Annotated in this window: 16 protein-coding genes; 15 read left to right on the plus strand and 1 reads right to left on the minus strand. The window is 73.5% G+C overall.

The genetic code is table 11. The features are described 5' to 3' along the window. The first annotated feature begins 46 nt into the window (after nt 1–46). Nucleotides 47–1,222, plus strand: a complete 1,176-nt coding sequence (locus tag LN037_RS17760; protein WP_230754969.1) for a serine hydrolase domain-containing protein — start codon at nt 47–49, stop codon at nt 1,220–1,222. 43 nt (nt 1,223–1,265) lie between these two features. Here LN037_RS17760 and LN037_RS17765 read toward each other — a convergent pair whose 3' ends face one another. After that, complete coding sequence (locus LN037_RS17765; protein ID WP_230754971.1) at nt 1,266–2,702, minus strand: amidohydrolase family protein; 1,437 nt, start codon at nt 2,700–2,702, stop codon at nt 1,266–1,268. A gap of 150 nt (nt 2,703–2,852) precedes the next feature. Here LN037_RS17765 and LN037_RS17770 point away from each other — a divergent pair, with 150 nt between their 5' ends. The 14 genes from LN037_RS17770 (at nt 2,853) to LN037_RS17835 (ending at nt 19,306) form a co-directional block, all read left to right on the plus strand. Then, nucleotides 2,853–3,659 carry an IclR family transcriptional regulator domain-containing protein gene (locus LN037_RS17770; protein WP_230754973.1) on the plus strand — a complete coding sequence of 269 codons (807 nt, stop codon included), beginning with the start codon at nt 2,853–2,855 and terminating at the stop codon, nt 3,657–3,659. Nucleotides 3,660–3,922: 263 nt separating this feature from the next. Further along, nucleotides 3,923–5,089 (plus strand): FAD-dependent monooxygenase, encoded by a 1,167-nt coding sequence (locus tag LN037_RS17775; RefSeq protein WP_230754975.1) that lies wholly within the window; start codon nt 3,923–3,925, stop codon nt 5,087–5,089. A 71-nt stretch (nt 5,090–5,160) separates the two neighbouring features. Beyond that, the gene (locus LN037_RS17780) at nt 5,161–6,303 is read left to right on the plus strand and encodes a CaiB/BaiF CoA transferase family protein (protein ID WP_230754977.1); all 1,143 of its coding nucleotides are present in this window, start codon (nt 5,161–5,163) and stop codon (nt 6,301–6,303) included. Beyond that, complete coding sequence (locus tag LN037_RS17785; RefSeq protein WP_230754979.1) at nt 6,296–7,111, plus strand: citryl-CoA lyase; 816 nt, start codon at nt 6,296–6,298, stop codon at nt 7,109–7,111. The genes LN037_RS17780 and LN037_RS17785 overlap by 8 nt, the downstream gene beginning before the upstream one ends. Beyond that, nucleotides 7,108–7,989, plus strand: coding sequence for a dioxygenase family protein (locus LN037_RS17790; RefSeq protein ID WP_230754982.1), 882 nt, complete (start codon nt 7,108–7,110; stop codon nt 7,987–7,989). Before LN037_RS17785 ends, LN037_RS17790 begins: the two co-directional genes overlap by 4 nt. Beyond that, nucleotides 7,986–9,011, plus strand: a complete 1,026-nt coding sequence (locus LN037_RS17795; RefSeq protein WP_230754984.1) for a uroporphyrinogen decarboxylase family protein — start codon at nt 7,986–7,988, stop codon at nt 9,009–9,011. The genes LN037_RS17790 and LN037_RS17795 overlap by 4 nt, the downstream gene beginning before the upstream one ends. A gap of 89 nt (nt 9,012–9,100) precedes the next feature. Beyond that, complete coding sequence (locus tag LN037_RS17800) at nt 9,101–9,904, plus strand: alpha/beta fold hydrolase (RefSeq protein WP_230754986.1); 804 nt, start codon at nt 9,101–9,103, stop codon at nt 9,902–9,904. 325 nt (nt 9,905–10,229) lie between these two features. Then, nucleotides 10,230–10,988, plus strand: coding sequence for a hypothetical protein (locus tag LN037_RS17805; protein ID WP_230754988.1), 759 nt, complete (start codon nt 10,230–10,232; stop codon nt 10,986–10,988). Then, entirely contained in the window at nt 10,985–11,512 is a 528-nt protein-coding gene (locus LN037_RS17810; RefSeq protein ID WP_230754990.1) for a hypothetical protein, read from the plus strand. The genes LN037_RS17805 and LN037_RS17810 overlap by 4 nt, the downstream gene beginning before the upstream one ends. Nucleotides 11,513–11,683: 171 nt before the next feature. After that, nucleotides 11,684–12,478, plus strand: a complete 795-nt coding sequence (locus tag LN037_RS17815) for a PrsW family intramembrane metalloprotease (RefSeq protein WP_230754993.1) — start codon at nt 11,684–11,686, stop codon at nt 12,476–12,478. Nucleotides 12,479–12,548: 70 nt separating this feature from the next. Next, entirely contained in the window at nt 12,549–13,652 is a 1,104-nt protein-coding gene (locus LN037_RS17820) for an alkaline phosphatase family protein (protein ID WP_230754995.1), read from the plus strand. Between the two features lie 119 nt (nt 13,653–13,771). After that, complete coding sequence (locus LN037_RS17825) at nt 13,772–16,165, plus strand: xanthine dehydrogenase family protein molybdopterin-binding subunit (protein WP_230754997.1); 2,394 nt, start codon at nt 13,772–13,774, stop codon at nt 16,163–16,165. 72 nt (nt 16,166–16,237) lie between these two features. Then, complete coding sequence (locus LN037_RS17830) at nt 16,238–17,299, plus strand: GNAT family N-acetyltransferase (protein ID WP_230754999.1); 1,062 nt, start codon at nt 16,238–16,240, stop codon at nt 17,297–17,299. A 33-nt stretch (nt 17,300–17,332) separates the two neighbouring features. After that, entirely contained in the window at nt 17,333–19,306 is a 1,974-nt protein-coding gene (locus LN037_RS17835) for a glycosyltransferase (protein ID WP_230755001.1), read from the plus strand. Nucleotides 19,307–19,366 lie beyond the last annotated feature (60 nt).

A 19,366-nucleotide genomic window follows, 5' to 3' on the forward strand; every position in this document is an offset into this window, starting at 1 on the left:
GCCGTCGTGCCGTCGACCTCAGTTCTCCCGACCCCGTGGAGGTCCTGTGTCCCTCTCGATCGACGGTTCCGCCATCGACCGGGTCCTGTCCGACGCCGTCGCGAACGGCGCCGTCCCGCACGTGGCCGCGATCGCGGCCGACCGCGACGGCGTGTTCTACGAGGGCGCGGCGGGCGACCGCGTCGCCGGCGGCGGCGAGCCCGTCTCGACGAGCACGCACTTCCGCATCATGTCGATGACGAAGATGGTCGCGACCACGGCGGCGCTCCAGCAGATGGAGAAGGGGCTGCTGGACCTCGACGCGCCGGTCGAGTCCTACGTGTCGGACTTCAGTGGCGTCCAGGTGCTCGAGGGCTTCGACGGGGACACGCCGAAGCTGCGCGAACCGGCGTCGAAGGCGACGGTGAAGCAGCTGATCACGCACACGTCCGGACTGGGCTACTGGTTCTGGGACGAGGGGATCAAGCGCTACGAGGAGGCCACCGGGACGCCGAACGTGGTGCCGGGCGACATGGCGGCGTTCAACGCCCCGATGGTCTGCGACCCAGGTACCCGCTTCGTCTACGGCATCAACACCGACTGGTTGGGACGGGTGGTCGAGGCCGTCGCCGGGACCACACTCGACGTCGTGGTGAAGGAGAACATCACCGGCCCGCTGGGCATGGACGACACGATGTTCGCCCTCGACGACGCGCGGCAGGGCAACAAGACGCCGGTGCACGCGAAGGGCGAGGACGGCACCTGGGGCTCGATCGGCAACGTGCTGCCCGACGACCCGTCGTGGTGGGCCGGCGGCCATGGCCTGCACTCCACCCCGCGCGACTACATCCGGTTCGAGCGGGCGCTGCTGCGCGGCGGCGAGCTCGACGGCGCCCGCATCCTGCGCCAGGAGACGGTCGACGCCGCGTTCTCCGACCAGCTCGACGGCGCGCCGATGCCGACCGAGATCCCCACGGCCGACCCGCCCATCACCGACTCGCTGACGCTGGGCCCGGGCTGGACGTGGGGCTACGGCCTGCTGATCAACACCGCCGACGTCCCGGGCGGTCGGCGCGCGGGCACCGGCGCCTGGGCCGGTCTGTTCAACACCCACTTCTTCGTCGACCGCACCACCGGGATCTGCGCGTCGATCTACACCAACTCGCTGCCGTTCATCACGCCCGAGGCGTGGGGGCTGTACGGCGACTTCGAGCAGGCGCTCTACGGTGCCTTCGGCTCGTGAGTACTTCTGACGGCGATAGCCGTCAGAAGTACTCACGGGTGCGTCAGCGCACCTCGTGCGTGGAGGCCGACCGGTAGTCGGTGTAGGTGTACGGGTTGTCGAGCACCTTCGTCTCCGGGATCTCCGGGTTCATCCCGGCGGTCCAGGCCTCCTCGCCGAGGGTCGAGCGCAGGTGCTCGACGGTCGACTCCACGGTGCGGCGCGCGGCGGCGAGGTCGATCCCGACGAGGCGGTGGTCGCGCTTGACCACGCGCCCGTCGACGATCACGGCCTCGACGTCGCCGCGCTGCGCCTGGAACGCCACGTGCCCGTAGGGGTGCAGCACCGGGAACATCACCGGCGAGTGCTCGTTGCGCAGCAGCACGACGTCGGCCTTCTTCCCGGGCTCCAGGCTCCCCAGGTCGGGGCGCCCGAGCGCGGCCGCGCCGCCGCGGGTCGCCCAGTCGACGACCTGCTCGGCCCGCAGCGACGCGTGCGTCACCGTCTCGCCCTTCGCGTGCGCCTCGAGGTGCTCGCGCGAGCGGTCGGCGCCGAGCGTCGTACGCATGGCGGAGAAGAGGTCGCCGCTCCACCAGACCGTCGTGTCCATCGACAGCGACACCGGGATGTCGTGGGAGCGCAGCGCCCAGGTGGGCGGGTAGCCCTGGCCCGCCGACTGCTCGCTCTCGGTCGACACCGAGACGGAGCCGCCGGTCGCGGCGATGCGGTGGTAGGAGTCGGCCGAGAGCGTCGCGGCGTGGACGTAGACGGTCTCCGGGGTCATGAAGCCGTGGTCGTGCATGAGCCGGATGCCGTCGTCGTTGGTCGCGCCCCAGACACCTGCGTGCGTGGTCACCGGGACGCCGAGCTCGCGCGCGGCCTCGAACGCCGGCTTCTCCGGGAACGCCGGGTCGCCGGTGACGTCGAAGGCGAGCTGGAACCCGAGGAGGTCGCGGTCGCCGCTCATCCGCCGGTCCACGAAGTCCCGGAACTCCGCCGAGGCGGTCCAGTTCGCGGGGGCGTCCTGGATGTTGCCGTAGGCGAGGACGAAGCGGCCGGGCACGGCCTGCAACGCGTCGACGGCGGCGTCGGCGTGCTGGGCGGTCTGCAGCCCGTGGGACCAGTCGACCGTGGTCGTCACGCCCGCGTCGACGGCCTCGATCGCCCCGAGGAGGTTGCCCGCGTACACGTCCTCGGGCCGGAACGCCCGCCCGTGCTCGAGGTAGTACCAGACGAAGTACTGGGTCAGCGTCCAGTCGGCGCCGTACCCGCGCATCGCCGTCTGCCACATGTGCCGGTGGGTGTCGATCATCCCCGGCATGACGATGCCGCCGCGGGCGTCGATCTCCTCGGTGCCCTCGGGCACGTCGAGCTGCGCACCGACCGCGGCGATCCGGTCGTCGACGACCAGGACGTCGGCGTCGGTCAGCACCGTGTGCGCGGCGTCGAGGGTCAGCACGGTGCCCCCACGCAGGACGACGGGGCGGCGGGCCTCACTCATCGTGCTGGCTCCCTCACGGTCGGACACGTGTCCGTAGATCGGTCAGATGGTGCACGTCACTGTGCTCAGCGATGGTTGCGGTGTCAACCGGCGCCGACCCGTCGTCGGGAAGAGGTCGCGTGTCCGCCTGGCGGACGTACAGTGCGCAGCGTGCCGCGCGAGGGAACCGGACCCGACTTCATCGAGGCGCTCGCGCGCGGGCTGGACGTGGTCGCGGCGTTCTCGCCGCTGCGCCCCGAGATGACGCTGGCCGAGGTCGCGGGCGCCACCGGCCTCGCGCGGCCGACGGCCCGCCGCATCCTGATCACGCTGACCGAGCTCGGGTACGTCCGCGCGGGGGAGCGGGGGTACGTGCTCACGCCGCGGGTGCTCGACCTCGGGGTGGCCTACGTCGGGTCGATGGGGCTGTGGGACGTGGCGCGCCCGCACCTGGAGGCGCTGTCGGCGCGGACGCACGAGTCGTGCTCGATCGCGCAGCTCGACGGGTCGGACATCGTCTACGTCGCGCGCGCCTCGGTGCCGAAGATCGTGTCGCTGGCCGTGACCATCGGGACCCGGTTCCCGGCGCTGCCGACCTCGCTGGGGAAGGTGCAGCTCGCCGCGCTGCCGCCCGAGGAGCTGGACCGGGTCCTGGCCGAACCGACCCGGTCCGGGCTCACGCCGCGGTGGCAGCCCACGCGCGAGGAGCGGGACGCCGCGCTGCGCGAGGTCCGGGCGCGGGGGTGGGCGCTGACGGACGAGCAGCTCACGCTCGGGATCCGGTCGGTCGCCGCGCCGCTGCGCGACGGGTCGGGGCGCGTGATCGCCGGGGTCAACGTCAACTGCCACGCGGCGGAGACGTCGGTCGAGCGCCTGGTGGAGCACCACCTGCCGTTGCTGCTCGCCACGGCCGGCGAGATCAGCGCCGACTTCGCGCGCCGGGAGTCGTTGCCGCACGTGACGCTGCCGGCGTCCTGAGCCCGGGGCCCCGTGGCAGGAAAGCGTCGTTGCTGTCATCCAGTGGCAGGAGAACCGCGTCGTCGGGGCCGGGTCCGAGGGCTCCGATCGACGATGGCGTCCTGCACGCGTCCCGTGGGAGCAGCGGGACATCGTCGGCCGCCGTGGCGCGCTGCTGACGCCGGGTGTCAGCCGTGTGCCACCGCTGACGTCGCGCCCCCGACCGGTTCCCGCGCACCGGAAGTCGGGGCGCGCCCGACGGACGGCAGGCGCAGGATCGGATCATGACCGACCCCGAGGTGGTGATCGTCGGCGCCGGGCCGGCCGGGCTGGTCCTGGCCTGGATGCTGCAGCGCGCGGACGTGCCGTACGTGCTCGTCGACCGGCAGGCGCGCGAGGAGGTCGGCACCCAGCCGAAGGCGGGGATCGTCGAGTACCGCACCGTCGAGCTGCTGCGGCACGAGGGGTTCCCGCTGCACTTCGAGGTCGAGAACCGCCGCGTCGAGTTCCGCACGCCCACCACGCGGCACCTGTTCGACTACGCCGACCTCACCGGGGACCGCCCGCACTACGTCTTCCCGCAGCACCGGCTCGTCGCCGAGCTCACCACCGCCCTGCTCGACGAGGGCGCACCGCTGCGCTTCGAGTGCCCGGTCAGCGATGTCGACCCCGACCGGCCGAGCGTCACCGCCGGCGGCACGACGTACACCCCGGCGAACCTCGTCGGGGCGGACGGTGCGGGCAGCGTGATCGCCCGGGCCCTCGGCGACCGGGTCGAGGTGCTCGACCGCCCGCTCGCCTCGCGCTGGCTCGTCGTGTCCGCCCGCACGGCTCCGTTGGTCGGCCACACGATCTATGCCATCCACCCCCGCGGGTACGCCGCCCACCTGCGGCGCGGCCCGGAGGAGACGCGCTTCTACCTCGAGGTGCCGGCCGCCGTCAGCGGTGCCGATCTCGACCCCGACGAACTGTGCCGTGACCTCGCGGAACGCCTCGGGGAGCCCGGCGCGCTCGACGGCGTGGAGATCACCGTCGACGACCTGGACCTCCGCACCCGCATCACCACGCCGATGCAGGCGGGGGCCACGGTCCTCGTCGGCGACGCCGCCCACCTCATCACCCCGGCGGGCGGGAAGGGGATGAACCTCGCGGTCGCCGACGCCGTGGAGCTCGCCCACGGGTTGATCGAGGCCCATCACGGCGATCCGCGGCGTCGGGACGCCTACTCGGCCACCCGCCTGCCGGTCATCGCCGAGACCCAGGGGTTCTCCGACTGGTTCCTCCGCGTGCTGTCCGCCTTCTCCAGCGACGCGCTCGCCGGCACCGGGGCGGCCGGGTTCGTGCACGCCCTGCGCGACGGGTGGGTGCGCCGGTTGCGCGACGACCCGCTGCTCGCGCGCTGGTTCGCGCACGCCTACGCGGGAGTCGACCCGGACCCCGCCACGCCTTGACGCCCGTCGTCGGGAAGGCTCAGGATCAGCAGCGGACGACAGTCCGACAGACGGACAGAGGAGACTCCCGTATGGCTGGCCCGCTCGCCGGGGTGCTGGTGGCCGATTTCTCCCGGATCCTGGCCGGGCCCTACGCGACGATGCTGCTCGCGGACATGGGCGCCGAGGTGGTGAAGGTCGAGGGCCCGAAGGGTGACGACACGCGGACGTGGATGCCGCCGACGCGGGGTGAGACCTCGACGTACTACCTGGGGATCAACCGCGGGAAGCGGAGCATCGCGCTGGATCTGCGCGACCCCGGGGACGTCGCCGTCGCGCAGGAGCTCGCCCGCCGCGCGGACGTGGTGATCGAGAACCTGCGGCCGGGCGGGATGGCCAAGTACGGCCTGGACTTCGATTCCGTGCAGGCCGGGAACCCCGGCGTCGTCTACGCGTCGATCTCCGGGTTCGGCTCCGGCAAGGGCGCGCACGTACCGGGCTACGACCTCATGGTGCAGGCGATCTCGGGGCTGATGGACCTCACCGGCGATCCCGACGGCGAGCCCTTCCGCGCCGGGATCTCCGTGTTCGACGTGATGGCCGGCAACCACGCGGTGATCGGCATCCTCGCCGCGCTGCGCCACCGCGACGCCACCGGGCAGGGCCAGCACGTCGAGCTCAACCTGCTCTCCTCCGCGCTGACCGGCCTGGTGAACCACTCCAGCGCGTGGGTCGCGGGCGGGGTCGTCCCGCACCGGATGGGCAACGCGCACCCGAGCGTCTTCCCCTACGAGCCGCTCGCCACGGCCGACGACGACATCATCATCGCCGCCGCGAACGACGGGCAGTTCCGCAAGCTCTGCGAGGCGCTCGGCATCCCCGAGGTGGCCGACGACGAGCGCTACGCCCGCAACGCCGACCGCACGGAGAACCGCGAGGAGCTGCGCCCGGTCCTGGTCGAGCGGCTGAAGCAGAAGAGCGCGGTCGAGTGGTTCGACCTGCTGGTCGCCGCGGGTGTGCCGTGCGGGCCGATCCAGTCGATCGACGGCGGGTTCGCGATGGCGGAGCGGTTCGGGCTCGACCCGGTGGTCGAGGTCGGCGAGGGCGACCGCGCGGTCCCGACGACGCGGCACCCGATCCGGTTCTCGGCGACCCCGGCGGTCTACGAGCTGCCCCCTCCCGAGCTCGACGAGCACGGGGCCGAGCTGAGGAAGTGGCTGCAGACCGATGGCTGAGCACCGGTACGAGACCGCACTGGGCGCGTCGTCGCCGGACCGGATCACGCTGCTCGGCCACGACCTCGTCGACGACGTCATGGGCCAGGTCGGGTTCGGGGAGCTGGCGTTCTGGCTGGCCACGCAGCGGCGCCCGTCGCCGGGGGAGACCAGGGTCTTCGAGGCCGTGCTCGCGGCGCTGGCCGACCACGGCTACACGCCCACGGCGATCGTCGCGCGGCTGACCTACCTGTCCGCGCCGGACTCGGTGCAGGGCGCTCTGGCGTCCGGCCTGCTGGCCGGGGGAAGCAGGTTCCTCGGGGTCACCGAGGACTGCGGCCGGTTCCTGCACGAGCAGCTGACGGCGCCGCTGCCGACCGACGACGCCGGGTGGGACGAGCTCGCGCTGCGGGTGGTCACCGAGCAGCGGGCGCAGAGGAAGTTCGTCCCCGGCCTCGGCCACCACGTGCACAAGCAGGGCGACCCGCGGACGCCGAAGTTGATGGCGCTCGCCGCGGAGGAGGGCGTGACCGGCCCGCACCTGGCGTTGTTCGCCGCGATCGGGCGGGTGCACCCGCAGGTATTGGGCAAGCAGCTGCCGCTCAACGGCGCCGGCGTCTGCGGCGCGGTCCTCGCCGACCTGGGGCTGCCGCTGGAGCTGCTGCGCGGCTTCGCGCTGCTGGCCCGCACGGCGGGGTTGATCGGACAGCTCGCCGAGGAACTGCGCCACCCCGTCGCGAATGACATCTTCCTGTCGGTCGACCTGCACAACAAGCCGGTGGACCCTGATCCCTACCAGCCGCCGTCCATCCCCGAGGAGCAGCGATGACGTCCTCCACCACGCCGCGGACCGTCACGGAAGAGACGATCACCGACGTCGCCGTCGAGCGGTGGGCCACGGCCCACGACCCGCGGACCGCCGAGCTCCTCACCGCGCTCGTCCGCCACCTGCACGCCTTCGCCCGCGAGACGCAGCTGACCGAGGCCGAGTGGATGGCCGCGATCCGGTGGCTCACCCGCACCGGCCAGATCAGCGACGACAAGCGCGAGGAGTTCATCCTCGCCTCGGACGTGCTCGGCCTGTCGATGCTCGTCGTGCAGCAGAACAACCGGCTGCAGGAGGGCGCGACGCCGGCGACGGTGCTCGGGCCGTTCTTCATCGACGAGTCGCCGTCGCTCGGCTTCGGCGGCGACATGTCCGACGGCGTCGAGGGCACCCCGCTCTACGTCCACGGCGTCGTCCGCTCGCTCGACGGCACGCCGATCGCCGACGCGGAGATGGACGTCTGGCAGGCCGACGCCGAGGGCGCCTACGAGTCCCAGCTCGACGTCGACGAGGCCCGGCTGCGGGCGAAGTACCGCTCGCGCGACGACGGGTCGTACTGCCTGCGCACGATCGCGCCCAAGGGCTATGCCATCCCCATGGACGGGCCGGTCGGCGAACTCATCCACGCGACGGACATCAGCTGGATGCGCCCCGCGCACGTGCACTTCTGGATGGCGGTGCCGGGCTACGAGCCCCTGATCACGCACCTGTTCCAGGAGGGCGCCGAGTACCTCGGCACCGACGTCGTCTACGGCGTCAAGGAGGAGCTCATCGTGCGCTTCGTCGAGCGCGGCCCGGGCCGCACGCCCGACGGCGGGTCCAGCGACGTCCCGTGGCTCGAGGCGGAGTACGACTTCGTGCTGCAGGCGGTGTCCTCGTGACCCTGCTGCCCACGTCGCTGGTCGGCTCGTACGCGCAGCCGGACTGGCTGATCGACCGGGCCAAGCTCGCGGGCCGCTTCCCGCCGCGGGTCCGGGCCAAGGAGCTGTGGCGCGTCGAGGAGCAGTACCTCGAGCAGGCCCAGGACGACGCGACCCTGCTCGCGATCCGCGCCCAGGAGCGCGCCGGGCTCGACGTCATCACCGACGGCGAGATGCGCCGCGAGAGCTACTCCAACCACATGGCGACCGCGCTGGACGGGGTCGACATCGACAACCCGGGCAGCGCGCTCGACCGCTCCGGGCACCCGAACCCGGTGCCGCGGATCGCCGGCGAGATCCGCCGCACGCATCCGATCGAGCGCCGGGACGTGGAGTTCCTACGGGCCAACACGGACCGCACCATCAAGATCACGGTGCCGGGGCCGTTCACGATGTCCCAGCAGGCGCAGAACGACTTCTATCCCGACGCCGAGGCCGCGGCGATGGCCTACGCGGCGGCGGTGAACGCCGAGGTGAAGGACCTGTTCGACGCGGGCGCCGACGTCGTCCAGATCGACGAGCCGTACATGCAGGCCCGTCCGGAGCCGGCGCGGCAGTACGGGCTGGCCGCGCTGAACGCCGCGCTCGAGGGCGTGACCGGGACGACCGCGGTGCACCTGTGCTTCGGGTACGCGGCGATCATCCACGAGCGGCCGGAGGGCTACTCGTTCCTGCCCGAGCTCGCGGGCTGTCCGGTCGACCAGATCTCGATCGAGACCGCGCAGTCCGGTCTGGACCTCGGGGTGCTCCGCGACCTCACCGACAAGACGATCATCCTGGGCGTGATCGACCTGTCCGACCCGGTGGTGGAGACCGCGGAGACCGTGGCCGGCCGGGTGCGCCGGGCGTTCGACCACCTGCCGCCCGAGCAGATCGTCATCGCCACCGACTGCGGGATGAAGTACCTGCCCCGCGACGTGGCCGACGGGAAGATGGCGGCGATGGCGGGCGCCGCGTCGATCCTGCGGGCCGAGCTGGGCTGACCCCCCTGTCCTGTGGCAGGAAAGCGTCGATGCCGTCGGCCAGTGGCAGCAACGACGCTTTCCTGCCGTCCCGGGGAAGACTGGCGATCATGGTCGAGCTGAACGTCGTCACCGCGGGCGCGGAGGACGCGCCGCCCCTGGTGTTCCTGCACGGGGTCGGCAACAGCCTGCGGACGTTCACCTTCGCCGCCGACGCGCTCGCCGACCGGGCGCACGTCGTGCTCGTGGACCTGCGCGGGCACGGCGGGTCGCCGCGCGTACCCGGCGGCTACGACCTCGACGGGTACGTCGCCGACGTCGAGGCCCTGCTCGAGCGGACGGGTCCCGCGCTCGTCGTCGGGAACTCCCTCGGCGGGGCGGTGGCGTGGACGCTCGCGCAGCGCCGTCCCGACCTCGTCCGCGCCGCGCTGCTCGAGGACCCGCCGCTGCGGCCCGCCGACGTCGGGACCGTCGCCCCGATCTTCCAGGTGCTGCAGCGGCAGGTCACGCGGTGGCAGGACGCGGACGTCGACGCGGCCACGGTGGCGGCGGCGCTCGGCGCCATGCCGGTGCTCGGCGGGCGGCCCGCGTCGGAGGTGCAGGGCCCCGAGGTGCTCGACGCGCGCGCCCGCGGCCTGCTCGACGTCGACCCCGCGGCGCTCGGCGCCGTCGCCGACGGCTCCTCGCTCGGCACGCTCGACCTGGACTCCCCGGTCACCGTGCCCGTCCGCGTCCTGGCCGCCGGCGAGGGCACCGGGTCGGTCCTCCCGGCCGACGCCGTCGCGGCGCTCGCCCGCACCCACCCCGACGTCTCGCTCCGACGCATCCCCGGCGCCGGTCACGTCATCCACGACGAGTCCGCCCACCGCGCGGACTGGCTCGCCGAGGTCGAGGCGCTGCTCGCCGCCGGGTGACAGGAAAGCGTCGTTGCTGCCACCCGACGACAGCGACGACGCGTTCCTGCCACGTGGTGGGAGAGCCGACGACGCGTTCCTGCCACGTGGGGGAGGGGCCTTCCCGACGACGGGTCGGTGCGGCACGGTGGGTGAGGGCCCGGTGGTCGGTGGCCCGTCCGCCACGATCGGGTGACCGTCCGGGTTCGGACGGCGTGTCGAGGTTTGTGGCATTCGGCTGACGGCCGTGTGACGCACCCCACCGGCCGCTTGACGGCCGATTGATACCGACCGTGTGCGCGACGACGCTCTGGGTCATGAACAACCGCCCACCGGAGGGCCTGTCATGACCACTGTCATCGTCGTCATCGTGGTGGTCGTCGTCCTCGCGGCCCTGATCGGCGGGGGCCTCGCGATCGCCCGGAAGCGGCGCTCGCAGCAGCTGCAGGAGGAGTTCGGCCCGGAGTACGACCGCGTCGTCGAGGGCTCGGGCAGCCGGGGCGAGGCCGAGAAGGAGCTGGCCGAGCGCCGCAAGCGCCACCAGCAGCTCGACCTCAAGCCGGTCGACCCGCAGACCCGCGAGCGCTTCCGCGGCGACTGGAAGCGCATCCAGGGCGAGTTCGTCGACGACCCGGGCGGAGCGGTCGAGAAGGCCGACTCGCTCGTCACGACGATCATGCGCGAGCGCGGCTACCCGGTCGACGACTTCGACCAGCGCGCCAACGACATCTCCGTCGAGCACCCCCGCGTCGTCGAGAACTACCGCGAGGCCCGCCGCGTCCGGGACGCCCAGCGCGACGGCAGCGCCGACACCGAGGACCTGCGCGGCGCCGTCACCTCCTACCGCAGCCTCGTCGAGGCGCTGCTCGACGACAGCGGCGACCGCGGCGAGCACGGGGACCGCGGCGACGACCGCGACCGCGGCCGGCACGACGACCGCCGCGACGACCGCGACCGGCACGACGACCGCGACCGGGACCGCCGGGACGACCGCGCCCACGACGACGACCGCTCGGGCCGCCACCGCGAGAACGGCCACCGCGCCGACGACCGCCCCCACGCCGACCACGACCAGGCCCGCGACGACGACAGGAGCCGACGGTGAGCACGCACGCCGACACCAGCAGTGAGGACCTCGAGGGCCGCCGGGACGACCTCGCCGACCGTCGGGACCTGGCCGACCGCCGGGACGACCTGGCCGACCGTCGGGACGACCGGCACGACGACCGCCGGGACGACCGGGCGGGCGCCGGCCACGACGACCACGCCGACGCGCGGCGCGACGACGACGGCCCGGGGCGCTACACCCGACAGCACGGGGACCACGCCGGGCAGCACGACCACGACGCGGGGCAGGACTCCGTCTCCGTCCTCGACCCCACCGCCTCGGAGCGCCTGCGCACCCGCTGGCAGGAGGTGCAGGCGGGCTTCGTCGACGAGCCGCGCCAGTCGGTCACCGAGGCCGACCAGCTCGTGGGCGAGGTGCTCGACGAGGTGAGCCGGGTCTTCCGCGACCAGCGCTCCGAGCTCGAGGCGGAGTGGAGCGGCAACGCCGAGCCGGGCACCGAGGAGCTGCGCCAGGCGCTGCGCCGCTACCGGGAGTTCTTCGACCGGCTGCTGTCGCTGTAGGGATCGGTAGAGCCACCCTCCCCGACCGCCCGGGACGTCGTCGCCGCGTCCCGGGCGGTCCCCTGTCCGGGGTGCGGGCGACCGCACCCGACGTCGGGAACGGGCCGTTCCCGCTGGTGGGGCCACACCTCGGGGCTTGGACCGACGGGGCCGTGACGCCACACTGTGCCGGTGACCGCCGTGCAGCCCCCCGCCCGCGTCGCGCGGTGGATGTGGATCGTCGTCCTCGTCGTCGGGATCGTCCTGTTCGAGCTGGTGCGGCGCACCGTGGTCGACACCCTGAACCCCAACTTCCTCCCGTCGCTGATCCTCATCGGCGCGGCGGTGGTGCCGGCGTCGTTCCTGACCTTCGTGGCCTCGCGCCGCCTGCCCACCGACGTCGGCACCGGACCGCTGGCGATCGCCGCGCTGCTCGGCGGTGTCATCGGCACGGTCGTCGCCGGGACGCTCGAGTACGACGCGCTCCAACGCCTCGGCGGGCTGCCGATGCTCGTGGTCGCCGTCATCGAGGAGGCGGCCAAGCTCGTCATCCCGGCGCTCATGCTCGCCCTCCCGCGCTTCCGCCACGGGCCGGCGAACGGGCTCGTGCTGGGCGTCGCCTCCGGCGCGGGATTCGCGGCGCTGGAGACGATGGGGTACGCGCTCACCACGCTCGTCGCGAGCCGCGGCAACATCGCCGCCGTCGACTCCGAGCTGCTGCTGCGCGGCCTGCTGAGCCCCGCGGCCCACATGGCCTGGACCGGCCTGACCGCCGCCGCGCTCTGGCGCTGGGCGCGACTCGGGCACGGCTTCTGGTGGTTCGTCGGCACCTACCTGGTCGCCGTCGTCCTGCACACGATCTGGGACTCCGTCGGCGGGCTCGTGGTCTACGTCGTGCTGGCGGTCGTGGCGTTCGCGCTGCTGCTGGTCACGGCGCACCGGCTCTCGCACGAGCGGACCGCACCGGCGGCGGCCACGGCCGCCTGACGCCGGGGCGGACCGTCACCCGGGCCCGCCGGAGGTGCGTCGGTCCGCCCGCGCCGCCAGGATCGGCCGCGTGGCCGGACTCGACGCGGTGCTCCCGGCGATGCTGCGTGCGCTCGGCAGCCCCCTGGCTCCCGACGACCTCCCGGGCGACCTCGTGCTGCCCCCGGCGCGGCACGCCGTGCTCCTGCTGGTCGACGGGCTCGGCCGGGACCTGCTCGACGCCCACGCCGCGGACGCGCCGTTCCTGGCCGGACTGCCCGACGCCGGGCCACTGCAGGTCGGGTTCCCGAGCAGCACCCCGATCAGCGTCACGAGCCTCGGGACCGGGCTGCCGCCGGGCGCGCACGGCACCCTCGGCGTGCGCTACCGGGTGGACGACGTCCTCCTCGACGCCCTCACCTGGACGCAGGGCACGCAGGACCTCCGCGAGCGCCTCGTCCCGGAGCGGGTGCAGTCCCACCCGACCGTCTTCGAGCGCACCGACGTCGCCTGCACCGTCGTCTCCGACCGCGCCTACCGCGAGTCCGGCCTCACCCGCTCCGGCCTGCGGGGCGCGACCTACCGGGGCGTCGGCTCGTTCGGCGACCTCGCCGCCGAGATCCTCCGGGCGCCGCGCGGGCTGGTCTACGCCTACCACGCCGACCTCGACCAGCTCGGCCACCTGCACGGGCCCGGATCGCCCGCCTGGCGCGCCCAGCTGCGGATGATCGACCACTTCGTCGGGATGCTCGCCGCGGACCTCCCGTCGGGCACCCTCCTCGCGATCACCGGAGACCACGGGATGGTCGCCGTCGACCGCCGGTACGACGCCGACACCGATCCCGCGCTGCGGGCGCACGAGCCGCTCGTGGGCGGCGACCCCCGCGCCCGGCTGCTCTACTGCCGCCCCGGCAGCGCCGACGACGTCCGCGCGGCCTGGAGCACCACCCTCGGCGAGGACGCGCTCGTCGTCGGGAAGGAGGAGGTGCTCGAGGACGTGCGCTGGTTCGGGCCGGTCACCGCGGACAACCGTGCCCGGGTGCCCGACCTCGTCGTCGCGATGCGCGGCACCGCCGCGGTGGTGCGCAGCGTCGACGAGCCGGTGCTCGCCCGGCTGCCCGGCCAGCACGGGTCCACGACCAGCGCGGAGCGGCTCGTCCCGCTGCTCGTCCGACCCGCAGACGCGGGCGGATGACGCGGCGCGATCCCGCACGTGAGGGCGGTCCCGTCATGCGGAAACGTCCAGTGCGCGGGGTCACAGTATTCGTCTAGTGTCCAAGGCGAGGACCCTTGATCACGACGTAGGGAGCACGTGTGTCCGTCACGACCCATTCCGGCGGCTCGATCCTGGGCCACCCGGTCAAGCGCACCGAGGACCGGGAGCTGATCACCGGGGCCGGGATCTACACCGGGAACATGCCCGTCGAGGGGGCTCTGCACGCATTCTTCGTCCGGTCGCCGATCGCGCACGGCACGCTCGGCGACATCGACGTCGAGGAGGCGAAGGGCATGCCGGGCGTCGTCGCGGTCTACACCGCGGCCGACCTGGAGCTGAACGACCGTCCCGGTCTGCCGGGTGTCGTCCCCGAGACGATGAACCGCCCGCAGCTGGCCAAGGGCAAGGTCCGCCACGTCGGCGACATGATCGCCATCGTGATCGCGGAGACCGCGAGCGAGGCGATCGACGCGGCCGAGACCGTCTTCCCCGACATCGACCCGCTGCCCGCCGTCACCGACATCGAGGCGGCGATGGCGGACGACGCCCCGCTGCTCTTCGAGGGCACCGAGTCGAACATGGTCGCGGGCGCCGGCACCGGCGAGGTCGAGGGCATCTTCGACGACGCCGACGTCGTCGTGCAGGGCAAGTTCATCAACCAGAAGCTCGCGGGCGTCCCGATGGAGCCCAACGCCGTCGTCGTCGAGCCCGGCGAGAACGGCAAGCTCACCTTCTGGGCCTCCACCCAGACCCCGCACGGCCTCCGCGACGCGATGGCCGGCGACCTCGGCATCGACGGCGACGACGTCCACGTCATCGCCCCGCGCGTCGGTGGCGGGTTCGGGCCCAAGGCCCACGCCTACTCGGAGTACACGATCATCGCGCGGGCGGCGCAGAAGCTCGGGCGCACGATCCGCTGGAACGAGACCCGCTCCGAGAACATGCTCTCGATGGTCCACGGGCGCGCCCAGGTCCAGTGGGTCGAGCTCGGCGTCAAGAACGACGGGACCTTCGTCGGCCTGCGTGCCACCGCCGTCGGCGACGCGGGCGCCTACCCCGCGCTCGGCACGGTCCTCCCGAGCCTCACCCAGCTGCTCGCGCAGGGCGTCTACAACCTGCCGGCCATCGACTTCACGTGGAAGGCCGTCGCCACCAACACCACCACGGTGGGCGCCTACCGCGGCGCCGGGCGGCCCGAGGCCACGCAGCTGCTCGAGCGCATCATCGACATGGCCGCCGACGAGATCGGCATGGACCCGCTGGAGCTGCGCCGCAAGAACTACCTGCAGCCCGAGCAGTACCCGCTGACCACCCTCACCGGCGCCAACTACGACACCGCCGAGCACGAGAAGGCGCTCGACGCGGTGAAGGAGGCGGCCGGCTACGACGCCCTGCTCGCCGAGCAGAAGCGGCGTCGCGAGTCGGGCGACCGCGTGGCGCTGGGCATCGGCGTCGGCTCCTACGTCGAGGTCACCGCCCCGCTCGGCCTCGACGGCGAGTACGGCTCGGCGCAGGCCCACCCGGACGGCACCTTCACCGTCATGGCCGGCACCTCGGCGCACGGCCAGGGTCACGAGACGGCGTTCTGCCAGCTCGCGTCCTCGGTGCTCGGCGTGCCGATGGAGAAGATCCGCCTCGTCCAGTCCGACACCGCGCTCGTCCGCAGCGGCGCCGGCACGCTCGGCTCGCGCTCGCTGCAGACCGGCGGCACGGCGATCCACAACGCCTCGCAGGAGCTGGTCGCCGAGGCGCGCGAGATCGCGGCGCACCTGCTCGAGGCGGCCGTCGAGGACATCGAGCACTCCGACGACGGGTTCGGCGTGCGCGGCATCGGCGACAAGGTCATCTCCTGGGCCCAGGTCGCGCAGGCCGCCGAGGACGGCTCCGGGTTCGAGGACGGCAAGGGCCACGACCTGCGTCAGGAGCTCGACTTCAAGGCCGGCGACTCGACGTTCCCGTTCGGGTCGCACATCGCCGTGGTGGAGGTCGACCTCGACACCGGCTTCGTCAAGCAGCGCCGCCACGTCGCGGTCGACGACTGCGGGATCATCCTGAACCCGATGCTCGTCGAGGGGCAGCAGCACGGCGGGATCGCGCAGGGCATCTCGCAGGCCCTGTTCGAGCGGGTGACCTACGACGAGGACGGCAACCCGACCTCGGGCAACCTCGCCTCGTACACGATCCCGACCGCGGCCGACCTGCCGCCGTTCGAGGCGTCGAACACCGAGACCACCACGCCGCTGAACCCCATCGGGGCCAAGGGCATCGGTGAGTCCGGCACGATCGGCTCGACGCCGGCCGTGCACAACGCGGTGATCGACGCCGTGTCGCACCTGGGGATCCGGCACATCGACATGCCGCTCACCCCGGAGACGGTGTGGCGCGCCATCCACGGTGCCTCCGGCTCCGACCCGGCCACCCGTCAGCAGGCGGGCCCGGAGTACGCGGGCAAGGCGATCACCGAGGACACCCCGGACAGCGCGAAGGCCTGACCGGTACGCCGTTCCCGACGGCGGGTGGGGCCCGGCCCCGCCCGCCGTCGTGTGCGTTCGTAGAGTCCGGGGATGGCCGGTATCCGCGCGCTGCAGCCCAGCGACCTCCCCCAGGTCAGCACCCTGTTCGCCCAGGTCATGGGCGGCGCCTCGGCCGAGGACGTCGCGCCCTACTTCCGACGGATCCTCGTCGACGACCCGTGGGCCGACCCGGAGATCCCCTCGCTGGTGCACGAGGGGCCCGACGGCGGGATCGTCGGGTTCATCGCCGCGAGCACCCGGCGGATGGTCCTCGACGGCCGCAAGGTGCGGATGGCCGTCAGCAGCAACCTCGTCGCGCACCCCGACTGGCGCACCAAGGGCGTCGGCGCCCTGCTCAACCGCAAGCTCCTCGGCGGGCCGCAGGAGTTCACCGTGGCCGACCGGGCCAACGACGACTCCCGCGGCCTCTGGCTCGGGCTCGGGGGCCAGGAGCTCGTCGGGCAGTCGGTCGCGTGGTTCCGGGTCCTCTCACCCGCCGCGACCGCGGGGTCGCTCGTCGAGCGCCGGTCGGCCCGGCTCGGCCGCGCCGCCCGTCTGCTCTCCCGCCCGGTCGACGCCGTCGGCGGCCGACTGGTGCCGCCCCCGCCGCGGCCCGCGGGGTCGACCGAGGAGCTGACCCCCGAGACCCTCGCCGAGCAGGTCGCGACGGCGGGCCGCCGGCTGCGGCTGCGGCCGGACTACGACCCGGCGTACCTGGCGTGGGTCTTCGCCGAGCTCCGCCGACTCGGGCGCGGCGCGTTGTCGGCCCGCCTCGTCCGCGGGCCGCAGGGCCGGGTGCTGGGCTGGTTCCTCTACCTGCTGCCGCCCGAGGGGGTGGCCGAGGTGCTGCAGGTCGGGGTCACCGGTACCGACCCCGACCCGGTGCTCGACCACCTCGTGGCGCACGCGGCCGGCGAGGGCGCCGTGGCCGTGCAGGGGCGCCTCGAGCCGGCGACGGCGGGACTCATCGGCCGGCCCGGCGTGCTGGTCCGCAAGAACGCGCGCGCCCTGGTGCACGCCGAGGCGAACGTCCTCGGCCTGCTCAGCTCGACGACCTCGCTCTGCAGCCACCTCGACGGCGAGTGGCTCGTCTCCCACGCCGCCCGCCAGTAGCGCGCCCCGGCGCCCGTGACACGATCGACGACCGTGTCACGGGATCTGGCGGTCTGCATCGTCTCCTACCGGCGTGCGGATCTCCTGGACCGCGCCCTCGCGAGCGTCGACAAGTGGCTGCCCGAGGCGCGCGTGCACGTCTGGGACAACGGCTCCTCCGGCTCGCCCGCCGTCCGGGAGCTGGCGGCCACCCGTCCCGACGTCACGTGGACGTTCTCCGAGTTCAACCTCGGCTACATCGCCGCCATGAACCAGCTCATGGCGCAGGTGCCCGACTGCGACGTCCTGCAGCTCAACCCCGACGCCGAGCTGCTGGGTCCGTGCACCCGGGCGCGGGAGGCGCTGGCCGAGTCCGGCGTCGCCGTCGTCTCGCCGACCGTGCTCGACCCCGAGGGCCGCGACCTGCCCTGGGACGTCGCCCACCGCGAGCAGGGGGTGGTGCGCAACCTGCTCAACTCCGCCGGCTACGCGAAGCGCCTCCGGGGCCACCGGGCGAGCGACCTCTACGCGAGCGCGCCGCAGCGCGTCGACGGCTATCTGACCGGCTGCGCGCTGTTCATCGCCCGCGACGCCTGGGACGTGCTCGGCGAGTTCGACGAGCAGTTCTTCGTCTACGGCGAGGACGCCACCTGGCAGCCGAACGCCCGGCGGCACGGCTGGGAGCTGCGCCTGGTCGACGACCCCGTCGCCGGGCCGCAGGTGCGGCACTCCTCGGGCGGGACGGTCGCCGACGACCCGCTCGCCTCGATGCGCGGGTCGGACCTCCTGCGCTCGGCGCAGGTCATGGTGCTCGGGCTCGAGCACAACGCCGGCCGCGGCTCGCTCTACGCCGCCGGCTCGACGCTGCTCGACCGCGTCCAGCGCTCCAAGCGCGGCCCGCGGCGCGCGCGGCTCGACGCCCTCGCGGCGCAGGCCGGGGGACGACCCGCCGTCGTGGTGATCACCAACGGGCTCCGCCCGGGCGGCGCCGAGCGCCAGCGCGTGGTGCTCGCCAACGAGCTCGTCGAGCGCGGCCACCCCGTCACGCTGGTGTGCCTGCAGCACCTCGGGCAGTACATCAGCGAGCTCGACCCGCGCGTCCGCATGCTCATGCAGCCGTGGTGGCAGCCGGTGGTGGACGTGGCCGCCACCGAGGAGGCGATCGTCGTCGGGGGCTGCACGCGGACCGAGATCGGGTTCGCGACGGCGTGGCGGGCGCTCGGCCGGCTGACCGGGCAGAAGCGCTTCTGGATCCCCGCCGCGCACGACCCCGCCGAGCTCGACCGCCCGACCTACTCCGAGGCCCAGGCCCGCGCCCTGCGCACCGCCGACGGGCTGCTCGTCCTCTCGCGGCAGCACCACGAGGACCTGTCGCGCCACCAGCGCCTCACCGAGCGGGTCATGGTCGCCCCGAACGGCCTCACCCCCGGCACGCCGCTCGGCGAGGTCCCGGCGACGGGCCCCGTGCGGTTCTGCATGCTGACCCGCCTCAAGACCTACAAGAACACGACGCTGCTGATCCGGGCGCTCGACTCCCTCGGCCGCGACGACTGGACGCTGGACGTCTTCGGCGACGGGCCGGACCGCGTCGAGATGGAGGCGGAGACCCCCGCCCACCTCGCCGACCGGGTGCGTTGGCGCGGGGTGTCGCCCGGGCCGGACCACGCGTTCGCCGAGACCGACGTGCTGTGCGTGCCCAGCGGCTTCGAGGCGTTCCCGCTCGTGATGGTCGAGGCCATGACACGCGGCATGCCCGTCATGGCGTCGGCCAGCGGGTCGGTGCCCGAGATGCTCGACCACGGGGCGGCCGGGGTCGTCGTCGAGCCGGTCACCGTCGAGGCGTGGGCGCAGGCGCTGGCCGGGGTGCTCGACGACCGGGCCGAGCTCGCCCGGCTCGGCCGGGCCGGACGCGAGCGGGCGCTCGCGCTCTACACCGACTCCGCCATGGTCGACGCCTATCAGCACGCGTTCGTGACGGTGCTGGGTCGCGCGTTCCCCGGGATGGAGCAACCGGCCGCGACGGTGTGAATGTCGCGTGGGGTCGGTCGTCGGTTATCGGACATCCCCGACCCCCCGATGAACCGGAAG

It is taken from the genome of Actinomycetospora soli, assembly GCF_021026295.1.
Lineage (GTDB): Bacteria > Actinomycetota > Actinomycetes > Mycobacteriales > Pseudonocardiaceae > Actinomycetospora > Actinomycetospora soli.